The organism is Vibrio jasicida CAIM 1864 = LMG 25398 (genome assembly GCF_000400365.1).
GTDB classification, from domain to species: domain Bacteria; phylum Pseudomonadota; class Gammaproteobacteria; order Enterobacterales; family Vibrionaceae; genus Vibrio; species Vibrio jasicida.
Genome location: NZ_BAOG01000052.1, coordinates 42,248 through 63,260 on the forward strand (window position 1 = coordinate 42,248; position 21,013 = coordinate 63,260).

The 21,013-nt window shown below is 46.9% G+C and carries 15 protein-coding genes; 5 read left to right on the forward strand and 10 right to left on the reverse strand.

What is annotated here, in order from left to right:
• Positions 1-56: 56 nt before the first annotated feature.
• The 8 genes from VJL_RS14155 to VJL_RS14190 form a co-directional block, all read right to left on the reverse strand.
• The gene (locus tag VJL_RS14155) at positions 57-1,364 is read right to left on the reverse strand and encodes a BatD family protein (RefSeq protein WP_038878848.1); all 1,308 of its coding nucleotides are present in this window, start codon (positions 1,362-1,364) and stop codon (positions 57-59) included.
• A complete protein-coding gene (locus VJL_RS14160; protein ID WP_038878850.1) occupies positions 1,361-3,106 on the reverse strand; it encodes a vWA domain-containing protein in 1,746 nt (581 codons plus the stop codon). The genes VJL_RS14155 and VJL_RS14160 overlap by 4 nt, the downstream gene beginning before the upstream one ends.
• On the reverse strand, positions 3,099-4,190 hold the full coding sequence (locus VJL_RS14165; protein WP_038878852.1) for a vWA domain-containing protein: 1,092 nt from the start codon (positions 4,188-4,190) through the stop codon (positions 3,099-3,101). Before VJL_RS14165 ends, VJL_RS14160 begins: the two co-directional genes overlap by 8 nt.
• Positions 4,183-4,734: a DUF4381 domain-containing protein gene (locus tag VJL_RS14170; protein WP_038878854.1), complete on the reverse strand. Its 552-nt coding sequence runs from the start codon at positions 4,732-4,734 to the stop codon at positions 4,183-4,185. Before VJL_RS14170 ends, VJL_RS14165 begins: the two co-directional genes overlap by 8 nt.
• Positions 4,735-5,697 (reverse strand): DUF58 domain-containing protein, encoded by a 963-nt coding sequence (locus VJL_RS14175; protein ID WP_038878856.1) that lies wholly within the window; start codon positions 5,695-5,697, stop codon positions 4,735-4,737.
• A 12-nt stretch (positions 5,698-5,709) separates the two neighbouring features.
• Positions 5,710-6,693: an AAA family ATPase gene (locus tag VJL_RS14180; protein ID WP_038867926.1), complete on the reverse strand. Its 984-nt coding sequence runs from the start codon at positions 6,691-6,693 to the stop codon at positions 5,710-5,712.
• 65 nt (positions 6,694-6,758) lie between these two features.
• Positions 6,759-8,075, reverse strand: a complete 1,317-nt coding sequence (locus tag VJL_RS14185) for an anaerobic sulfatase maturase (RefSeq protein ID WP_038878857.1) — start codon at positions 8,073-8,075, stop codon at positions 6,759-6,761.
• Between the two features lie 95 nt (positions 8,076-8,170).
• On the reverse strand, positions 8,171-9,688 hold the full coding sequence (locus tag VJL_RS14190) for an arylsulfatase (RefSeq protein WP_038878858.1): 1,518 nt from the start codon (positions 9,686-9,688) through the stop codon (positions 8,171-8,173).
• A gap of 126 nt (positions 9,689-9,814) precedes the next feature.
• Between VJL_RS14190 and VJL_RS14195 the strand changes: the two genes are divergently transcribed.
• A complete protein-coding gene (locus tag VJL_RS14195) occupies positions 9,815-10,684 on the forward strand; it encodes a LysR family transcriptional regulator (RefSeq protein ID WP_038878859.1) in 870 nt (289 codons plus the stop codon).
• Here VJL_RS14195 and VJL_RS14200 read toward each other — a convergent pair.
• Together VJL_RS14200 and VJL_RS14205 are read right to left on the reverse strand one after the other, a co-directional pair.
• Positions 10,671-13,022 carry a multiheme c-type cytochrome gene (locus tag VJL_RS14200; protein ID WP_038878860.1) on the reverse strand — a complete coding sequence of 784 codons (2,352 nt, stop codon included), beginning with the start codon at positions 13,020-13,022 and terminating at the stop codon, positions 10,671-10,673. The genes VJL_RS14195 and VJL_RS14200 overlap by 14 nt on opposite strands.
• Positions 13,023-13,174: 152 nt before the next feature.
• Positions 13,175-14,722: an arylsulfatase gene (locus VJL_RS14205; protein ID WP_038878862.1), complete on the reverse strand. Its 1,548-nt coding sequence runs from the start codon at positions 14,720-14,722 to the stop codon at positions 13,175-13,177.
• Positions 14,723-15,067: 345 nt separating this feature from the next.
• Between VJL_RS14205 and VJL_RS14210 the strand changes: the two genes are divergently transcribed.
• The 4 genes from VJL_RS14210 to VJL_RS14225 all read left to right on the forward strand — a co-directional run bounded on the left by VJL_RS14210 (position 15,068) and on the right by VJL_RS14225 (position 20,969).
• Positions 15,068-16,633 (forward strand): arylsulfatase, encoded by a 1,566-nt coding sequence (locus VJL_RS14210; RefSeq protein ID WP_038867939.1) that lies wholly within the window; start codon positions 15,068-15,070, stop codon positions 16,631-16,633.
• 206 nt (positions 16,634-16,839) lie between these two features.
• Positions 16,840-17,598 (forward strand): response regulator transcription factor, encoded by a 759-nt coding sequence (locus tag VJL_RS14215; RefSeq protein ID WP_038878864.1) that lies wholly within the window; start codon positions 16,840-16,842, stop codon positions 17,596-17,598.
• Positions 17,595-18,935 (forward strand): sensor histidine kinase, encoded by a 1,341-nt coding sequence (locus tag VJL_RS14220; protein WP_038878865.1) that lies wholly within the window; start codon positions 17,595-17,597, stop codon positions 18,933-18,935. The genes VJL_RS14215 and VJL_RS14220 overlap by 4 nt, the downstream gene beginning before the upstream one ends.
• A 108-nt stretch (positions 18,936-19,043) precedes the next feature.
• A complete protein-coding gene (locus VJL_RS14225) occupies positions 19,044-20,969 on the forward strand; it encodes a TonB-dependent receptor domain-containing protein (protein WP_081634982.1) in 1,926 nt (641 codons plus the stop codon).
• Positions 20,970-21,013 lie beyond the last annotated feature (44 nt).

Consider the following 21,013-nt stretch of genomic DNA (forward strand, 5'->3'; position numbering starts at 1 on the left):
TTATTGCGATTAAAAAGAACAAAAAAAGGACGCTGAATCAGCGTCCTTTTTCGTTTTTATTTCTTATTACTTGTCTGCTTATCGAGTTGCGGCAAAGCCTTTGGTATCGCCCACTTGAGGCGTTTTGGCTTCAGCGCTTGTATCCCTTTCCAAAGCGCATTCATCAAGCTTGCATCCTCCTGCCCCTCTTGTAGGCGCTGTGAACGCTTCTGCCAAACGTCAGTGTCACTGGCTTTACTCATTTCAAGACCACCTGTGTTGCTTCTCAGCTGCTTATACAAGCTTGCTCGAGCAGCGCCCCATCGATTCGCTTTCACCATTCGTCTGAACACCAACCATGGCGGCGTAGGACGAGAACGATAATAACGGTGAATGCTCAAGGCGGCGATAACGAGAACAAATAGCGTCACTGCGCTGCCAATCAACCACCCAGAATAAGCTCTAACAAAGGATTTGAATGTATGCTTGGCTTTGAAGGTCTTACCCTCAATCACCACCGTTTCCAGCGCTTTACTCTTGCTATTCCACCATTGGAACTTGTGTTCAGGCAAGGTGAACTCACCGCCCTGTTGGATCACATATACGCTTTCTTCGATACGACTCGATTGGTAATCGCCACGCGTTTGCTTATCGTCTAAGCGGTTTGGTTGAGGGTATGCTTGATAGCTGGCAGTAGAATCATTGGATAACAAGTCTGGAAGCAATACTGACAAACTGTCTTGTGCATTGATCGTTATGGTGCGAGTGATTGCATCACCGACTTTCAGCTCATCGTTAGACGTTGTCCATTTCTGATCCACACTCACCTTAGTCGCGGTAAACCATGCAGAGTCATCACTGAGCAATCCAGAAGGCATAGACGCTTCAAACTTAATTGGCTGCGTATAAAGCGTACCAGCGACCTTCGAACCATCAGGCGCAGAGACTTGCACACCAACGGCGACCGGTGGAGTTACAAATTGTCCCGAGGCTTGCGGATACAAGGTTATTTCCCAACGCTGACGAGACCACGTTTGCCCCCCTTTGCGCTCGGTATAGTTGGTTGCTAATTGGTTACGCTGCTTTGCAATCACGTTAGGGATTTCTACGCTACCAATGCGTGTACCACCTGTGAACCAACGAGGCGTTGCGACTTCGATGTACAAAATCACCTGCTCATTCACACTGAACTTAGGTGCTTCCTTCGTATCGGCCCCTGCTCCCTGCTTACCAACCCATGCTAACAATTCAACATTATCACTGCGCTGCAAGTCTTGAATGTCTTGTGCGTTCGCCAAACCAGTAAAAAACAAAGTAAACACCATCAAGATAGTGCTTAAACGCCCAACCACGGAGTCAGCACCAAGTTTGAATGCATTCATCATTGTGCTTGCTCCTCTTCTTGTTGTCGTTGCGGTTGTGGCTGCGTTTTCACGGGCTCACGCAGTTGAATTTGGAATTTAGCGCGCAAGAAGTACTTAGGATCGGCCTCTACACGTTTTAACCACTTATCCGCCAGTTCTTGGCTACCAAGGATTTCGTTCGCATTGAGTTTCTCTTTCAGCATTAATTCAGCCGCGGTTTTTTCGTCTGCCCCATCTGCCGTTTGTGGGTTGTCACCCAGTTCAAACGACTCTTCGGGTCCGTCTGTTGTCCCCGCTTGGCTTTCACTGGTGCGATTAATCTCTTCGACAATGCCACCAATGACTTTTAGGTTGTGCTCGACGTCTGGTCGCAATTGCTCACTCAAGGTGTCTTTGTCTGCCAGTGTTTGCAACAAATTACGCGCGGCCAAGTACTCACGTTGACGTGCCAACGCACTCGCAGCATTGTACAAGCCATAGTCTTTTACCGCATCTGATGGATCGTTTTGCATCTCCAAGAAAGCGGTATGAGCCAGTTTGTATTCGCCTGCGTAATAATAAGCTGTTCCTTTACGCAACGGATCCGTAAAGTGCTTTGCTGCCTCAAGGTATTCGTTTTTGTTGAACAAACGCTGTCCTTGCTGATTTGGGGTGAGCCATAAATCCCACCACCATTGAGACGCTTTATCCCAGACGGTTACCTCTTGCACCACTTCAGGCTTATCCGCTTTGAGCGAGACCGTTTCCGCCATAGCTTTTGGCGTCATAAACAAAGACGTTGACACCATCGCCACCACACACCATTGCACTAGCCAGCCTTTGCGGAACCAAAGCATCATAATGAGCGCAATTGGGAACAACAGTTGATAGCCCATGTCTTTCCAAGGCATGGATGATTCGCCATTGAGTTGCATGTTTCGCTCAACAAAACGATTCAGCTTCTCAATGTCGCTGTTGTCGACCGTCACTTCCACAAGGCGCCCACCAGTCGCGCTGGCAAGATTATTCAACGAGTCCAAATCGACCGGGTTGTTAGAAACAATGTCCGAGTTACCCGCAGCCAAGATAAGCAATTGATAAGGCTTGTCGGCAAAGTAGTTTTTGTAAGCGGTAATGGTTGCAGGGTTCACGCCATCCGTAACCAACAGAACCGTAGAACCCGGTTGGCCTTGTAATTGTTGGTCAATCAAAGGTAACGCCGTTTCAGCAAGTTTACCTTCAACCGGCATGATTTCTGGCGTTATCGCCGCTAGAAACGGTTCGAATACTTTGCTGTCCTGCGTCACAGGCATTGCGACATGAGCAGAACCCGCATACACAACCAACCCAGTGCTGCCACCTTTTCGTGCGGCCAAGAGGTCACGGATCTTTTGCTTAGAACGTTCCAAACGGCTTGGCGGAAGGTCTTTTTGCAACATTGAATCGTTGTTGTCCAACACCACCAGCATGGAAGCTTTATCTTCACCAAAAGGAGAAGCTTGGCGCTCCCAAGAAGGTCCGGCACAGATGATGATGGCAATCGCTACTATCACCATAAGCAGCTTAAGTGGCAGTTGTTTTCGCCAACCATAGTCGCCAATCGTTAGTGCTTTACGTAAATGCTCAGGAAGAATGTCTTTCCAACTTGGTTTGGCTTCTTCTCGCCACCTTAACCAAAGCAAAAGAAACATCGGGATGAACGCCAATAGCCACATTGGACGAATGAAATGGAACTGTGTGACAAACTGTTCTAACCCCATGCTAGAGAAAGGAGAATCAAACATGGCGATCTCCTTCTACGTTGTCTGCTTGTGCAGAAGCTTCACTGGTCACTGATAGTCGACGACGCTTAAATGTTGCCAACGAGAACGCAGTTAAATACATCGCAACCACCAAAGCCATTAAGTAATGATGCAAGCTTTGCTTGGGCCGGTAAGTGGTACTTTCATAAAGCTGTGGCTCTAACTTACCAATCTCATCATAGGCTTTAGCAAGTTCGTCACGGTTGAGCGCTTCAAACGCCTTACCACCGGATTCTTTGGCAATACGTTTGATCGTATTCATAGCTAGTGCAGTTTCACCCACGGTTTGTGGATCACCCATGGCAATCACGTGGATACGTACATCTTTGGCTTTCGCGACTTTCGCCGCATCAATCGGCTCAACGAAGCTTCCTGTATCATTACCATCTGTCAGAACAATGGCGACTTTCTCTTTGTTCTCTTCTACGTCGGTACGCGACTTTTCACTTTGCTCAAACACCTTAATCGCCAAGCCAATTGCATCACCTAAGTGAGTACTTTGCCCAGCCATCGCCACATCCGTTTGGTTAAGCAATTCTAACCACACTTTTTGATCGGGCGTGAAAGGGGTTTGAACAAATGCCGCATCGCCAAACAAGATTAACCCTAAGCGGTCGCCTTTGCGCGTTTTGGCAAAGTCACTCAATACTTCTTTGGCTGCATCGAGACGAGAGATCTTTTCACCGGTTTTGGATGTGAAGTCCCGCTCTGCCATTGAGCCAGACAAATCGACGACGACCATAACATCGCGGCCTAAGCTTTCACGCACCTGTGGCTCGCCAAGTACTGTCGGCTTTGCCATTGCGGTCACGACCAAAAGCCAAGAGATGATGAGCGTTGCGCGCTGCCACCAGTTCGGAGTGAGTTGGCTTGCGCCTTCTGACGGCGTTTCACCAATCGCATCCACAAGCTGACTAAAGAACGGCACTTTGATGGCCATTTGTTTGGTGCGGTAAGCTGGGACGAGGAAATACACTACCAAAGGCAGCGGCAAGATGATGAACCAAAGCGGATGCTCAAACTCAAAACTGCTCATGCCAAGCCATGAAGCAAGAAGATCACCCATGGCGACCTCCTTTTAATGCACGCGCTTTGTAGGCAAGCGTGCGCTTTTCAATGTTGTGAGCGTTCTCATCGTGCTCTTTCACCCACTCAGTTGCACGTTCAAAAAGTTGTAAACGCTCTGTGTTTTCCAGTTCAACACTTGGGTCAACGATACTTTGCAGCCATCGCTTAGATACTTCATCATCAAACAATTTGTGCTTGGGGTTAAGCTCATCTAACTTGCGCAGGAACGCGGTATCAAACAAGCGAGCATGAGAGCTATCAAGATGGATTAAGACGATTTTCAGAATCGAGAACAGCGCTTTCGGCATGCTGGCGTCATCTGGTGTTAAACGAGAAATCGCTTCAATAGCTTCTTTACGGTAACGGTTATCCCACCAGTGGTGTGCCAGTCGGTAGCCGACATACATGAGTACAATCGCACCCACAATTGCAAGGATCTTCCAACCAATGGTTTGTGGCACCCAGCTTACGCTTTCTGGCACCGCGACGTCATGCAGCTCACGCAGAATATACGTGCTTGGAGGCGTGTGTAAGTCTGTCATTTATCGGCCTCCAACGAGTTTTTGGAATTGAGTAATGTGGTCACCTGTTGTGTCGACTTCGATATGAGGCAGCTTTTTGATTGCCATGAGTTGCGCCAGTGATTGACGTTTTAACTGCGCTTTCTCAACCAAACTGGCACTGGCGGCATCGACTTTGGCTTTGCTGTCTAAGTTGAGCTGGTAACGACCATCACCAATCACCCATTTCACTTTCGCCAAATTTTGCGGAAGCGACTGCTCTAGAGGATCGCTTACCATCACCGCTAACACGTCATTATGCTGTTGAAGCTGCTTAAGGTGATCAAGGTGGTGCTCTTCGCAATCGCGCCAATCACTGATGAAAATCAGCGTGGATTGTTTTAGCTTCATCCGTTTAATGAGCTCAATCCATTTACTGAACGTCACTTTGTCTGAATCTAACGAGTCCACATTTAAGCGCTGGTTGGCCTGAGAGAGTCGCTTCAGTTGAGCGAGCAAATCGTTTTGCGAACGCTGGGCTTTGCTGTGGTATAGAGCAGAGTCAGAGGCGATAACAAATCCGACTCGGTCACCGTCTTTCAATACTCGCCAACCACACATAGCCGCGACCTCAGCAGCGACTACAGATTTCATGACCTCGGTAGAGGCAAAAAACATCGCACTGCGCTGATCAACACAAACAATCACATTGCGGTCTTTTTCTTCGGTGTAACTGCGCACATGAGGCTTGCCCGTGCGCATAGTGACTTTCCAATCTAGGTTTCGGATGTCGTCCCCTAGCTGGTAGTGACGCAGTTCTTCAAAGTTCAAACCACGTCCGCGGAATAATGAGTTATGACGACCAGAAAGCACACTGCCCGCTTTCAAGTGAGGCAGCAGGCTGAAGGATTCGGCTTGCGCTTGTAAACGTACTAAGCGTGAGTAATCGCAATACAAGCGAGGATCGAGCCCTTGGGATTGAGGAGCAAGCGTTGGCTTTGCCATAGTCCCTCCTGCTTATCCGATTTCTACACAATCAAGCAACTCTTGCACCACTCGCTGGTGATCGACACCATCGGCAAGTGCATCGTAAGAAAGTGAGAAGCGATGTCCCAGCACCGATGGCACCATTGCACGCACGTCATCAGGCGTTACATGGTCACGCCCTTGTAGCCACGCATAAGCGCGCGCACATTTGTCTAACGAGATAGATGCACGAGGACTCGCACCGATTTCGATCCATTTTTGTAGCTGGGAATCGGCGTAACGCTCTGGTTTACGTGTCGCCATTACCAACGCTACGATGTAGCTTTCGACTAATTCAGACACGGCTATAGAAGGAAGTTGGCGACGCGCTTCAATCACTAATTCAGGCTCGATGTGTTTTGGCGTCACTAGCTCATTACTGGTTTCTGAACCCAACTCTTCACTGCGTACCAGACGAATGATATCGCGCTCGGCTTCATCTTCTGGGTAATCAACAGTCACTTTCATGATAAAACGGTCCATCTGCGCTTCTGGCAATGGATACGTCCCCTCTTGCTCCACAGGGTTTTGCGTTGCAAGCACCATGAACAACTCAGGCAAGACGTGTGTCTTATCACCCACTGTGATCGTACCTTCTGCCATTGCTTCTAGCAGTGCGGCTTGTACTTTTGCTGGCGCACGGTTCACCTCATCCGCCAACACAATGCTGTTGAAAATTGGTCCCGGTTGGAAGTGGAGTTGAGGCTTACCATCCAACTCTTGGTACACTTCGGTACCTGTTACGTCAGAAGGTAATAAGTCGGGTGTAAACTGAATACGACCAAAGCTGGTGTTAAGTAGGTTCGCAAGCGACTTCACCGAGCGGGTTTTTGCCGTTCCCGGTAAGCCCTCTAAAAGTACGTGACCATTGGTCAATAACCCTATCACCAAAGCCTGAACCACATGGCTTTGTCCAATGACGCTTTTTTCAGTTTGTTCGATTAATTCATTAATGGCTTGTTGTGCGTGGTTCATAGTCTACCTATTGAGTTTACGGGAGCCTGAGCGTTAAAAGTTGAGTATAAGACTGAAAGTAATAACTAAAGGTTATATTCGCTATATTCACCTGAGTTGTAAGACTTTATTAACCTTGATATGCCAACCAGGATTGGCAGCGAATGGTCAAAGAACATTTTTATTCCCGGACACAAGTAGTTTAGACCAGCCTCACCATTCGGCGCGGTAAGTAACCGATTTTTTGGGCATTCTCCCCAGCAATACTTCAAATACGGGCAATCAAGGCAGTATTGCGGCAAAGAAGACTTTTTCGCCATGCCAAAGCTGTATTGACGAGTTGAGATTGCAATTTCATTCAGAGATCGGTCATGAATGTTAGCCAGTTGGTATTCCGGATAAACGTAGTGATCACAGCTAAACACATCCCCATTGTGTTCAATCGCTAGGCCTTTGCCGCAGAACTCTGCGCTAACACACAACTGCGAAGGCATCCCCATCACTTGCACGACAGCGGTTTCGAAAAGGTTGACCAAGACTCTGCCAAGATCGTTGTTCACCCATTCTTCAAATACAGCAATCAGAAACTCGCCCCACTCTTCTGCATCGACCGACCAGTCCGCAACCACTGACATCAAATGTCCCGGCTTTGCTAATTCGCTGCCAAGTTTTGGAGACATGTTTTCTTTCCAGAAATGGGGAGCGGTTTGAGTGAAAGACCGAGGTTCAACACAAGGTGTGAATTGGATATAAGTGACGCCGAGTTCTTGAGTGAGGAAGCGATACACTTCGAGCGGATATTTGGCGTTAAAGCGGTTTACTGTCACCAAAGCATTGAATGACACATTATAACGCTTCATCAGCTCAACGGCTTGCATGACGCGTTGAAAGGTCGGTTTTCCACTTCGGGTTTTGCGGTATTTATCGTGGATAAATTCAGGACCATCTATCGATAAACCAACCAGAAACCCGTGGTCATGCAGAAACTGACACCAAGCCTCGTTTAATAACAAGCCATTGGTTTGAAGGTCGTTTTCGATGCGAACGCCTTGTTTAGCGTATTTGTTTTGCAGTTCGACAACCTTCTTGAAGTAATCCAACCCCAACAGTGTTGGTTCACCACCCTGCCAAGAAAACACAACCTCCTCACCATCTTGGCTTTCGATATAGCTCTTTATGAATGCCTCAAGTGTTGCATCGTCCATTTTTGGTTGAGTGCCTTGATTGAGTAATTCATCTTTGTGCAGATAAAAACAGTACTGACAATCGATATTGCATTTTGCCCCGCCCGGTTTCGCCATCACGTGAAAACGTCGTTCGACTTTATCACTATTAGATACAAACGCCGTTTTGAGGGGAGTTAATGACATTTGAGTAGTATGAATGTGAGTTTGTTTTTTCATAAAGAACGATCTCGAAAGCAGAAGAAAGTCAGCGCCCAAGTTGGGCGCTGTATTTAAGGACAATAACTAGGGTCTATGGATCTATGGACAAAACGTTATTTCGGAACAAACGAGCCCGGAGCCATACGCGGCGGGTATTCGTTGAAGGTTTCCATGACCTCTTTTACTTTTTCAACTGCAGGCATCATCAAGAATGAACGTTCGTACATCCAACGGTCGTAACCCATACCAGTATCGCCACGCTCAAATGGGTCGATACTCAAATCATAGATTTGTGGTACACGGAGTTTAGTAAATGGTTTCTTCCAGATATCCAAACCGGTTTCGTTTTCTTGAATCAAGAAGTGATATTTGTATTTGCCGTAACGTAAAGCCAGTAAATCGCCGTCATCACTCCAGTAAACAAATTCGTTACGAGCAGACTTGTCCGTTTTACCCGTTAGGTAAGGCAGTTGGTTGTAACCGTCTAAGTGAACGTTGTAGTTCATATCGCCCACTTTCTTGCCTTTCAACAGTTCTTGTTTGACGTTGCTGTTGCCCGCCGCAGCGACCAATGTTGGTAAGAAGTCTTCCAGAGACACAATGCCGTTAAACGTCGTGCCCGCTTGGATATGGCCCGGCCACTTAATCACTGCAGGAACACGGAAGCCACCTTCCCAACCGGTGTTTTTCTCACTACGGAATGGCGTCATACCCGCGTCTGGCCACAAGTTGATCATTGGGCCATTATCTGTCGTGTAAACAATGATGGTGTTGTCATCAACGCCAAGCTCTTTAATCTTATTGAGCAAGTGACCAATTTGATCATCGTGTTGCTTCACACCATCGGCGTAAAAACCTGCGCCTGTTTTACCTTTGTAGTCGTCTGGAACGTGCGTGAAGTTGTGCATGCGCGTGGTGTTAAACCACGTAAAGAATGGCTTGTCGGCTTTGACTTGTTTCTCGATAAACTTCTCAGCTTCATCTAGGAACTCGTCATCAACCGTTTCCATACGTTTGCGCGTCAATGGGCCGGTATCTTCAATCTTGCCATCCGCATAAGAGTGGATCACACCACGAGGACCGAACTTCTTCTTAAATTCAGGATCTTGTGGGTAGTCAACGTTCTCCGGCTCTTCTTCCGCATTTAAGTGGTAAAGGTTGCCAAAGAACTCGTCGAAACCGTGGTTGGTCGGCAAGTGTTCATCGCGGTCACCAAGGTGGTTTTTACCAAATTGACCCGTTGCGTAACCAAGGTCACGTAGCAGTGTCGCAATAGTTGGATCTTTCTCAGAAATCCCTTCTTTCGCTCCTGGCAAACCAACCTTAGACAAGCCGGTACGTTTTGGCATTTGTCCCGTGATGAACGCAGAGCGACCTGCCGTTGAGCTTTGCTGAGCGTAGAAGTTGGTAAACTTAGCACCGTCTCTTGCAATGCTATCAATATTTGGTGTGCTGTAAGCCAGCATGTCACCGTTGTAAGCACTCAAGTTCCAGTAACCGACATCGTCACCAAAGATAACGAGAATGTTAGGCTGTTCTGCCGAGTAAGCGGTCGCTGATGCCGCTCCGATCGCAAGCGTACAAGCGTTTAATACCAGCTTCTTGACGCGTTTTTTATCGTGGTTTGCCATAAAAGGGCTCCATAAATCCGTTGCTGCGAATCTTGGTAGAAATCAGATACCAAGATTTGATTAAGATAAAACTTGTTATTTGACGGATAAATAGAGTTCAGATACGTTGATATATAAATTTAGTTTATGGGTAACAAGATGGACTTAAACTTGATTCAAACTTTTTTGGTGGTCGCTGAATATCAGTCCTACACCAAAGCGGCCGACCATTTAGGCCTTACGCAACCTGCGGTGAGCGCTTCGATTAAGCGGCTTGAACAAGTGGTAGGAAAACAGCTTTTCGTCAAACAAGGACGAGGGATCGCACCCACTTCAACTGCGTATCAACTCATGCCGCAGTTTCGTCAGGCAGTGAGCATCGTAGACAACGCCATTTCAGAAAGAACCACTTTTCAAGTCTGCTGCTCAGAAACCTTACTCCACAGTTTAAATCCGATTGAAAACGTTGTTTTCCACGAGTCTCCACCGGAAAAGTACTTGTTGTTTGAACAAATTCGACAGCAAAAAATGGATTTAGTGATTGATACCATTATCACCAAAGACTCCTCTTTCGTGATAGAAAACGCCTACGATGAACCCGCAATGATCATCTGTCGTCAAAGTCATCCAAGAATCCAAGGGACACTGAGCCGAGAAGATTTTTATCGTGAAACTCACTGTATATTTTCAGGCAAGTGGAACAACACTTCTGGCTTCGAGCAACTGGCAAAAGAGCCGATTCAGGAGCGAAATGTAGAGATCGTAACGTCATCTTTGGCGGGGATGGCAATGTATGTTGCACAACGAGATTGTCTAGGCGTTGTTTCTCGATCGTTTGCGATGAAATGGAGTAAGGCACTCAAGTTACAGATCCTTGAATGCCCGATTGAAATCGACCGTATCCCCTATAAATTCGTCTATCATAAGCGTGATGAGCACAATCCCGCTCATCAGCGCTTAAGGGAACAGGTCAAGCAACAACTTGAGTTTGCCCATGCCGCTCCTATTGATTTATAGAGGCTCTTAAACGCTGAATCACATCAGCTGTCGCAAACTCTCCTAGTTGCTTCAAACACTGCTCAAAAGCAAATGCAACAGAGCCATCTTTGTAGTTTCTAGCCAGCACCTCACATTCCGCAAACAAGTGCTGTGGGTTGCCTCCCACTTTGTAAGCGGTGTTCAACGCTTTACTGGCCGCAAGCACGTCTGAGTTCTCCAGAGCGAGCCCATAAACATACCAATACTGCGGGTTGTGTTCTGCCGTTTCAGCCGCTTGTTTCAAATATTGGTTTGCCTTAGCGCTATCTCCAACACGAAGCCATGCCAAACCCGCGCTGTAAGGCAAAGCACTCGATTTCGGCTGAGCTTCAATCCCGGCCATCAAGGTTTCTAATGCTTTTTTGTCATTGCCCTGTGCACGATACAAATCGGCTAAGTTTGCATAGCTGTTCTCGAAGTAAGGTTCTATTTCAATCGCCTTTTGGTAAGACGCAATGGCTTTGTCTGTTTCGCCAAGGTCTCGATAGACGTTCGCCAGATTAGTTCGTCCAAAGCCTCGATCCGCATTGAAACGCTGGATTTCCATGTAATCTTCCAACGGCTGACGAATCTTATCGCGTTGCAGCGGGTTCATCTCTGGATAATGACGGACCAACGCACCCGCAGTTTCAGCACGCACCGATAAGACAGGATCACTCAGTAATGATTCGAGGATTTGCCACCGGTCACTGAACTCATAACCAGAAGACCCAGCAACAGCCCCAAGACGAATCATGTCGCTTTCATGCTTCACCGCTCTTGCCAATGACACTAAGGTGTTTTGCCCAGTATTGCCGCCCATTCTCTCCAAAGTTGATGCACGAATAATATCACTCAACGATGAGTCTTGAGCAGAATACGCTAACGCATCAGGCGCACCACGATGACCAATAGAATCGGCGTAGAATGCCACGGCAAAGTGTTTTTGATTGCGGTATTTCGAATTCGGGAACCACTCACCTATTTTCTGATCCGCCCACTGATTGGTTTCGTCTTCATGACATGATGTACAGACGTTTGGCGTATTGATGTGCTGGCTCAGATCTGGACGTGGCACATGCCAACTGTGGTCACGACGCGGGTCAACTTGCATGTAGGTCGTTTCCGGCATGTGGCAAGTGGTGCATTGGGATGCCTCGGTATTTGCCTCATGGAAGGTGTGATTCTCCGGCATGTAGTCAGACGCAATATGGCACTGAGCACAAACCGCTTCTTCAGGGATTTTTAACTCTGCGGTATGAGGATCGTGGCAGTTGGTACAAGTTACCCCTTTCTCTGCCATGGCAGACTGCAAAAATGAGCCATAAACGTAATCTTCATCGTAAATCTGACCATCGTGATAATAGAGCTCCGGTGTAATTAGGCTTAGACGATATTTATCCAAGAAGGAGCCTTTAACATGGTCCGCACTTTCATTTAACTGTGTACGACGGCTATGACACTGCGCACAGGTTTGAACTTGATGAGTCATCGCGATTTCTTTTGGTTGGAGCGTGCTGTGCCCTTCTTCGTAGACCCACTCTTTTACTGCCATACCTAAATCTCGATCAAAGCCATAATGGTTCGCTGAGGTGATGGTATTCCCAGATTTTTCCGCTTGTTTGGCAAGTTCTACGTGTTCACTGGCTGGGCCATGACATGCTTCGCAACCGACATTGATTTCTGACCATGTTGTTGAATACGTATTGGCAGTTGCATCGTAGTTTTTTTCTAGATTGGTTGAATGGCAATCAGCACACATGAAGTTCCAATTCTGACCCGTGTTCGTCCAGTAAAACTCATCTTTGGGAGTGGTGTCGGGATAAAGATGGAACCAGCGCTGTCCGCCTTCTTGCTTGGCTCTCGAATCCCAAGCGAAAGGAATTAACTGCACACGCCCGTCTTCAAATTCCACCATGTATTGTTGGAGCGGCTCCCACGCAAAGGTGTAGCTGATTTTGTAATCATGCCACTCACCATCAGGCCCTTGGATATTGACCCAATATTCACTCCCTTTTCGATAGAAGCGATTTGGCTTACCTTCAAAAGTGAATGTGTGGTCATCAAAATCACCGAGAACGGATTCCGCATCGGCATGACGCATCGCCATATCGTGATGAGAACCTTGCCACGCTTCGGTTTCTTTCTTGTGGCAATCAATACACGCTTCGCTGCCTACGTAAGTTTGCGTTGAAGAATTGATTGATTGTGGTGCGACCGACACGGTTTCTTGTGCAGAAGCTGACCGTTTAGATACTGTTTCCTGTGCAAACAGAGAAAAACTGACGAGCGCTGCTAGGCCGATCAAAGCCTGCTTCCAACTTGCCCACTGAGTCATAACTGTCCTTGTGTGTGATTCTTTTTATTCTCCAATCAAAGATAGAAGTGTTTTTCCTTTTTAGACAAGCAATTACATGCGTTTTAAGAAAAAATTAAACACAGTGCAAAAAAAAGAGGCTCCGAAGAGCCCCACATTTGGTTGCAATCAATTTATTTGTTGTGACTTTCCTGCAACTTCTCCATCACTTGATCAAGTGAGAAGCTTGCTGCTTTTTGTCGCGGTGGAAATTCTTCGAACGTTGCCAAGAATTTACCTACATAAGCCTGTGCTGGAACCAGCATGTATGCGTGGTCAATCAGCCAGTCGTAATAAGTGTTAGACGTAATGTCCGCCACTTCGTATGGGTCCATGCGTAGGTTGAAGATCTTAGGCACACGTAATGACGTAAACGGTTCAGCCCAGATACGTAGTGTGCCTTTTGCGCGCTGCTCTAGGAATACGATCTTCCAGTTGCGGAAGCGAAGTGAACTCAAATCACCATCATCAGTGAAGTAGAAGATCTCTTCACGTGGGCCTTTCTCTTCTTTACCAGTTAGGTAAGGCAAGAAGTTGTAACCATCGAGATGATTCTTAAATGTCTTATCACCCGCCGTGTAGCCTTTCAGCAGCTTCTCTTTGATTTGGTCATCACCAGCCGCCGCCACCAAGGTTGGCATCCAGTCCATGTGGTGCATAATTTCGTTAGAAACGCTGCCCGCTTCAATCTTACCCGGCCAACGTACCATTGCAGGAACACGGAACGCACCTTCCCAGTTGGTGTTCTTCTCACCACGGAATGGGGTTGTACCCGCATCTGGCCAAGAGTTCATGTGCGGGCCGTTATCGGTTGAGTAAAATACGATGGTGTTGTCTTTGATGCCCAAGTCATCCACTTTTTTCAGCAGCTCGCCTACTTGGTTATCGTGTTCTACCATACCGTCGGCATAAAAACTGATGCCAGTTTTGCCCAAGTTTTCTTCTTTCACGTGTGTGCGGAAGTGCATGCGTGTTGCGTTCCACCAGACAAAGAAAGGCTTGTCAGCCTTCACTGCTCGATCCATAAAATCAAGCGCCGCATCTAACGTTTCTCCATCCACCGTTTCCATACGCTTACGCGTTAGAGGGCCGGTATCTTCGATTTTGCCGTCAGCAAAGGACTTAATAACCCCACGAGGACCGAATTTCTTACGGAATTCTGGATCTTTCGGGTAGTCCACATTCTCAGGCTCTTCCTCGGCGTTCAAATGGTAAAGGTTGCCAAAAAATTCGTCGAAGCCGTGATTGGTTGGAAGGTGTTCGTCTTTATCGCCAAGGTGGTTTTTACCAAACTGACCTGTCATATAGCCCAGTGGTTTAAGCATTTCTGCAATCGTTGCATCTTCTGCCTGAAGACCCAAATCTGCCCCCGGAAGGCCAACCTTACTCAAGCCCGTTCTCAATACCGTTTGTCCGGTAATGAAGGTAGAACGGCCTGCAGTACAAGATTGTTCACCATAGTAGTCGGTGAACATCATGCCTTCTTTTGCAATGCTATCGATGTTCGGTGTTTTGTATCCCATTAAGCCAAATGTGTAAGCACTGATATTAGATTGACCGATATCATCGCCCCAAATGACCAGAATATTCGGTTTCTCTGCTGCGATACTGCTACTTGTCGCGCCGATAAAAGCAGCGGCAAGAATCGCTAATCGGCGTTTCACGCCATAATTCGCTGTCATATAAACCTCTGTATGTAATAGAAAAGTGCATCCTGCACACAAACGTATAGCTCACAAAACAGACGAATGCGAATCAAATAGCATAATTATACTTTGGTTAAAACTAAGGTCTTATATCCTTATTTAGAAAGCGGATTAACGTGACCTGAGTCTCGCTTCAGTTTTCCCCACAAATCCTAAGGTCGAAACAATCAACTGATAAAACAACAAGTTATTTCTCTACATAACTTATGGTTATAAACACTATAAAGCGACATTCTTCAATTGCATCATTAACTTAATAGCCAACGAAGCATGGGCGGTACCTAAGCTTCTTTTCCAACTTACAACCAATTTGGAGTTTTTATGGCTAACCAAATGAGCAAGCTGGCTGTCGGTCTCGGCGTACTGGCAACCTCAAGCGCAGCAGTGGCAGCAGACAAACCAAACATCCTAGCGATCTTTGGTGATGATGTTGGTTACTGGAACATCAGTGCATACAACCAAGGTATGATGGGTTACGAGACCCCGAATATCGACCGTATTGCAAACGAGGGTGCACTATTTACTGATCACTACGGTCAGCAATCTTGTACTGCAGGCCGTGCAGCATTTATCACAGGCCAAGAACCGTTCCGTACTGGCTTGCTTACAATCGGTATGCCAGGCTCTACTCACGGTATCCCTGATTGGGCGCCGACCATTGCAGACCTGCTTAAAGGTCAAGGCTACATGACGGCTCAGTTTGGTAAGAACCACTTAGGTGACCAAGACCAACACTTGCCAACTAACCACGGTTTCGACGAGTTCTTCGGTAACCTTTATCACCTCAATGCTGAAGAAGAACCAGAAACCTACTACTACCCGAAAGATCCAGAGTTCCGTAAAAACTACGGCCCTCGCGGTGTTATCAAGTCTTTTGCTGACGGTAAGATTGAAGATACTGGCCCAATGACGCGTAAGCGTATGGAGCACGCGGATGAAGAATTCCTAGAAACGTCACTGGCGTTCATGGAAAAAGCCGTGAAAGCAGACAAGCCATTCTTCATCTGGCACAACACCACTCGTATGCACGTTTGGACTCGTCTACAAGAGAAATACCAAGGTAAATCTGGCATCAGTATCTACGCCGACGGCATGTTAGAGCATGATGATCAAGTGGGTATTCTACTGGATAAACTGGATGAGCTAGGTGTCGCAGACAACACCATCGTTATCTACTCAACCGATAACGGTGCAGAGACTGTATCGTGGCCTGACGGCGGTGCAACACCATTCCATGGTGAAAAAGGCACGACATGGGAAGGCGGTATGCGCGTACCTCAACTTGTTCGTTGGCCTGGCGTAATCGAACCAGGTACTAAGATCAACGAAATGATGGCGCACCAAGACTGGCTACCAACTCTAATGGCTGCTGCCGGCGTTCCTGACGTGAAAGAGAAGCTAGCGAAAGGCTACAAAGCGAACGGTAAAGACTGGCGCGTACACATTGATGGTTACAACTTCATGCCTTACTTCCAAGGTAAAGAAGAGAAAGGTCCTCGTGAGTCACTGCTTTACTTCACTGCTAATGGTGAGCTAAACGCAGTTCGTTGGAACGACTGGAAACTGCACTTCGCAACCCTAGAAGGTAACATTACCGATGCAGTTCGTTTCTCTCCTAACTGGCCGAAGATCATCCATTTACGTGCTGACCCATTCGAGAAAGCACCGCACGAATCTGGTATGTACCTACGCTGGATGGCAGACAACATGTGGTTGTTCGTACCAATCCAAGACGTTCTTGGTGAGTTCTTCAAGACGCTGCCAGATTACCCAATGCAGCAAGGTCAGATGATGAACCCAGCGTCGATTAGCTACCAATCTCTTGGCCTACAAGGCAAGATGAAGCAGCTAGAGCAACTTCAGCAAGAAGTTAAAAAAATGAACTAGTTTCTTTTGCAACTACCGAAAAAGCCCACCGATTCAGGTGGGCTTTCTTTTTGTCGCGACCTTCCCCACTTAAGTAAAACTTCTAGACATGTCGCACTTTGAAGGCTCTGTATAAATAACTGATAGCTTTCTCATTCATCACGTTGATTTTAACCAAGCCATTATTGATAATAGTTCGCATTATCGATAATAAGTGATATATCAACATGTTTAGCCCAACGTCAGCCCCCGTTCATCCAAAGCCAAACTGGTCATCGAGTTCATCCGTTCCTGCTCCTTCAATCTTATTGGTAGAAGATGACCCAGATCTCAACCTTCAACTCACCCGGCTACTTAAAGAACAACGCTATCAAGTCATCTCGATGTTTTGCGGGGATGAAGCCGTTAAGGTTTTTCAGCAGCAAGACTTTGATTTGGTCATACTCGATGTCAACCTCCCCAATCTCGATGGTTTCGAAGTGCTTAATGTCATTCGTTCTCAGTCACAAACACCCGTAGTTATGCTGACTGCATTTGGTGCAGAAGAATATCGAATTCAGGGCCTTAAATGCGGAGCCGATGATTACATCACCAAACCCTGTAACTTCACCGAAGTGAGTTTACGTATAGAAGCAATTTTACGTCGCACCCAACTCATCAAGCAGCCCAATTCCGCGACGCAACTCAGTGAGAGAGAGTTACTTCTCGATAAGCAAACTCACACGGTAACGCTCCATCATTGCCCTGAGATGGACCCCATTCAATTAACACCTATTCAATTTAAACTGCTGTGGACGTTAATTGAGCACCGCGAAGAGGTTCTGAGTAAACCCTTCCTTTACCAGACCGTCCTAGAGCGTCAATTTAGCCAATATGACCGAGCCCTAGACATGCACTTAAGCCGCGTGCGCAAACGTCTTATCGCGGAAGGTATGTCGAACGACCGTATCCAGACCGTGCATGGCAAAGGGTATATTTTCAAATGAAGAAAATGTTGTTCTGGCGACTGTTTGTCGTCTTATCTCTCGGTGTGGTCATCTTCTTTTCTTTGATTCATAGCGCTGCCATTCTTTCTAATGAAAAGATGAGCTATCTAAAGAAGTCCCATCGTCAACAGATCCTCGACTGGGGCTCTACTGCACAAACATATATCGACCAACAAGACTGGCAAGGTTTGGACACTTGGTTAGAAGAACTTGCTGCGAATGAGTCTACTTGGGCAACGGTTCTGCAATCACACCTAGACGTAAAAGGCGGCAATCCACTCAATGAGCGCTTTTGGGAAGGCTACGGCATTGGTCGAAGTGTTGAGTGGAAAATCCACCTCGATTTTCCAGATAATCCAATCATGGAAGTGCCACTTTCTCCTTTTGGGTATCATTTTCTGATTCTACTGCCTGACCGAATGCGCCCCGGCACTTACATGTCCCATGCGTTTTGGTTGTTCCGTTTTGTGATTCCATTTCTCTCTTTATTGGCACTCACGGTGTATTTGTACCGTTACGTCATGCGTCCATTACAGCAGTTCCACCGAGCAAGCCAAGCTTTCAGCCAAGGGGATTATTCGGCGCGGATTGGACAGACCATGAAGTTAGGCAACGATGAAATAAGCCAAGTCGCACGCACTTTCGACAAAATGGCGGAGCGAACCTCAGATGTGATTCAGCACAACAGAAACTTAATCGCCGACATGTCACATGAGATACGTACCCCACTCGCTCGTATAGAAATGGCCATAGACTGCGTCGATAAAAACATTGAGCGCGAGCAAATGTTGCAACGCATTAAGAGTGACACTCATAAGATGCGCAGTACAGCAGAAGACACTCTCACCCTTGCATGGATTGAAAACGAACAACCAAACCTCAGAACGGAAGCATTTGACTTAGCGGAACTGGTTGAAATCATCGTTGAAGATGCACGATTTGAATACCCCGATAGGCACGTGTTCCTGCAGCAAGACGAACCATTACCTATCAATGACTCCAACCAAATGGCACTCAGCCAATCGTTAGAAAACGTCATTCGCAACGGTTTACGTTACACCCAACCCAATGAAGCGCTAAGAATTGAGGTGCGAAACAGTAGCGAGCATTATCAAATCGTCATTGCCGATTCTGGGCCTGGTATCGACCCAAGTTTGTATCAACAAATTTTCAAACCTTTCTTTAAAGCCAATAATCAAGTCGCATCACGTAAGGGCTTTGGTGTCGGGCTAGCGTTAGCGAAGAGGCACATTGAAGCCGTTGGCGGCAAGATCATTGCCTACAATGCGCCAGAGCGAGGTTTAGTGATGGATATTACCTTGCCCAAACGACGTTAAGCCTCACCCATAACAAGGATTGTAACAGTTGTAAAAGTCGTTTACTCAGCGTGGAAGAATCACCAAAATCTCACTCGATAATAATTCTCATTAACAATGGAGGTTACGGTGTCTGCTTCAACCGTATTTAAGCTAAGCCCACTTACCATCGCGCTTTTAGTGGCGTCACAAGCGACTTACGCCAAGGATGATATGGAAGTTATCGAGGTGACTGGTCACACACCGGAAGGTGTCGATATCTCGATAGACTCTGACCAACTAGCAAAATCCCAAGCTCAAGATCTTAATGATATTTTCAGAAAGGATGCCGAAGTCAGTGTCGGTGGCTCATCAGGTATTTCTCAAAAGATCTACGTCCGAGGTCTAGAAGATACGATGCTGAATGTCTCTATCGATGGTGCAGAACAATCCGGTAACCTATTTCACCACCAAGGCCGATTATCGATCGAGCCAGAGCTGCTTAAGCAAGTCGATGTGAGTGCAGGCGCCGGACGAGCAACAGACGGCCCTGGTGCACTTGGCGGCGCAATTAAATTCACCACAAAAGATGCACACGATCTACTCGCTGCAGACCAAACCTACGGTGCAATGTTGAAAGGTGGCTACTACACCAACAATGAAGGCTACAAAGTATCGGCAAGTCTTTATGGTGAAGTCGCCGATCAACTTGGTTTGTTGGCATCATTCGGTTACATCGATGGTGACAATATTCAAGATGGCAAAGGTAAAGAGCAGCATTATACAGCGCTAGAACAGCAAGTTGCCCTCCTTAAACTATCCGGTCAACTCAATGATGAACACTACCTCTCAGTAAGCTACGACTATCGTAATGACGATGGACGACGCTTGAATCGCCCGCACTTCCAACCAAGTTTCAAAAACGAACCTTTAGACCAAGAGACGGACCGCTCGACATTCACCTTAAACCACAAATACAGCGCGAGTGACCTATTCAATCTCGATACGACCTTCTACTACACGGACAGTCGTCTTGCCCACAAAGATCACCCACGTTGGGGAACGAGCGATGGCTCAATTCAAACTTCTGGCGTGAAGATCTTCAACACTAGCAAACTCACCGATCATACTTTGGTTTACGGCCTAGATTACAAGAAAGACAAATCAGAATTTGAGACCAATTACGATGGTAAAAAGGATGATGAAGAGAAAGGCACTGTCTACGGTTTGTTTGTTCAAGACGACTGGATGCTGACAGACGCTCTCATTCTCACCGCTGGTGCTCGTTATGATTGGTATGAACTGACCGACAACATGGACCAAGACTTTGACTCAAGTGGTTTTAGCCCTAACGTTGGTATCAATTACAACGCCTTTGAAGGTTTGAACCTATTCGCGAGCTATGCGGAAGCGTTTCGTGGGCAACAAATCAAAGAGTTATTTGTCATCGACTACCGCGAAAATGATCCAAACCGTAAGCCAGAGGAAGCGCGCAACCTAGAGCTGGGTGCAAACTACCAATATGACGAATTCTTTGCTGGCTTAACCTTCTTTGACAGTACCATCAAAGATGTCGTCACCAATCAAGGGGCCGTGTACACCAATGTTGGCGATTTAGATAATCAAGGCATCACCGCTTACCTAGGTTATGCGATTTCAGATGTGTCAGCTCGCTTGAGCTACAACCAATCACGCCCAGAACTCAACGGCACTCCACTTTCGGATGATGACTCTACCCTAGGCACATCTATCGGTGACACTTGGGTGCTTGATCTGATCTATCAGCCGATGGAAACACTGGAGTTTGGCTGGAATGCTCGATTTGTTGAACGTCTAACCGACGTGGCAGATCCAACCGTTCATCCAGAAAAGCCTGGCTACGGCGTACACGATGTTTACGCATATTGGATGCCACTCGCTGACGAAGAGTTATCTCTAACGCTGTCTGTTAAGAACGTATTCGACAAATACTACTTTGACCATGCGTCGTACATGGAATACATCGGCAGTCCTGTCGCCCAAGGCTATGCAAGCCCGGGGCGAGACTTCCGCTTTAACGTGACTTACTCGTTCTAGGTTTGTCTCTTACTTTGGCATTGAGCTAACAATAACAACCCGGA

Bases quoted from the DNA above. Each gene is read 5' to 3' on its own strand.
- VJL_RS14215 (WP_038878864.1), top strand. From the start codon at position 16,840: ATGTTTAGCCCAACGTCAGCCCCCGTTCATCCAAAGCCAAACTGGTCA.
- VJL_RS14195 (WP_038878859.1), top strand. From the start codon at position 9,815: ATGGGTAACAAGATGGACTTAAACTTGATTCAAACTTTTTTGGTGGTC.
- VJL_RS14155 (WP_038878848.1), bottom strand. From the start codon at position 1,364: ATGATGAATGCATTCAAACTTGGTGCTGACTCCGTGGTTGGGCGTTTA.
- VJL_RS14210 (WP_038867939.1), top strand. From the start codon at position 15,068: ATGGCTAACCAAATGAGCAAGCTGGCTGTCGGTCTCGGCGTACTGGCA.
- VJL_RS14205 (WP_038878862.1), bottom strand. From the start codon at position 14,722: ATGACAGCGAATTATGGCGTGAAACGCCGATTAGCGATTCTTGCCGCT.
- VJL_RS14190 (WP_038878858.1), bottom strand. From the start codon at position 9,688: ATGGCAAACCACGATAAAAAACGCGTCAAGAAGCTGGTATTAAACGCT.
- VJL_RS14165 (WP_038878852.1), bottom strand. From the start codon at position 4,190: ATGGGTGATCTTCTTGCTTCATGGCTTGGCATGAGCAGTTTTGAGTTT.
- VJL_RS14220 (WP_038878865.1), top strand. From the start codon at position 17,595: ATGAAGAAAATGTTGTTCTGGCGACTGTTTGTCGTCTTATCTCTCGGT.
- VJL_RS14200 (WP_038878860.1), bottom strand. From the start codon at position 13,022: ATGACTCAGTGGGCAAGTTGGAAGCAGGCTTTGATCGGCCTAGCAGCG.
- VJL_RS14180 (WP_038867926.1), bottom strand. From the start codon at position 6,693: ATGAACCACGCACAACAAGCCATTAATGAATTAATCGAACAAACTGAA.
- VJL_RS14170 (WP_038878854.1), bottom strand. From the start codon at position 4,734: ATGACAGACTTACACACGCCTCCAAGCACGTATATTCTGCGTGAGCTG.
- VJL_RS14175 (WP_038878856.1), bottom strand. From the start codon at position 5,697: ATGGCAAAGCCAACGCTTGCTCCTCAATCCCAAGGGCTCGATCCTCGC.
- VJL_RS14160 (WP_038878850.1), bottom strand. From the start codon at position 3,106: ATGTTTGATTCTCCTTTCTCTAGCATGGGGTTAGAACAGTTTGTCACA.
- VJL_RS14185 (WP_038878857.1), bottom strand. From the start codon at position 8,075: ATGAAAAAACAAACTCACATTCATACTACTCAAATGTCATTAACTCCC.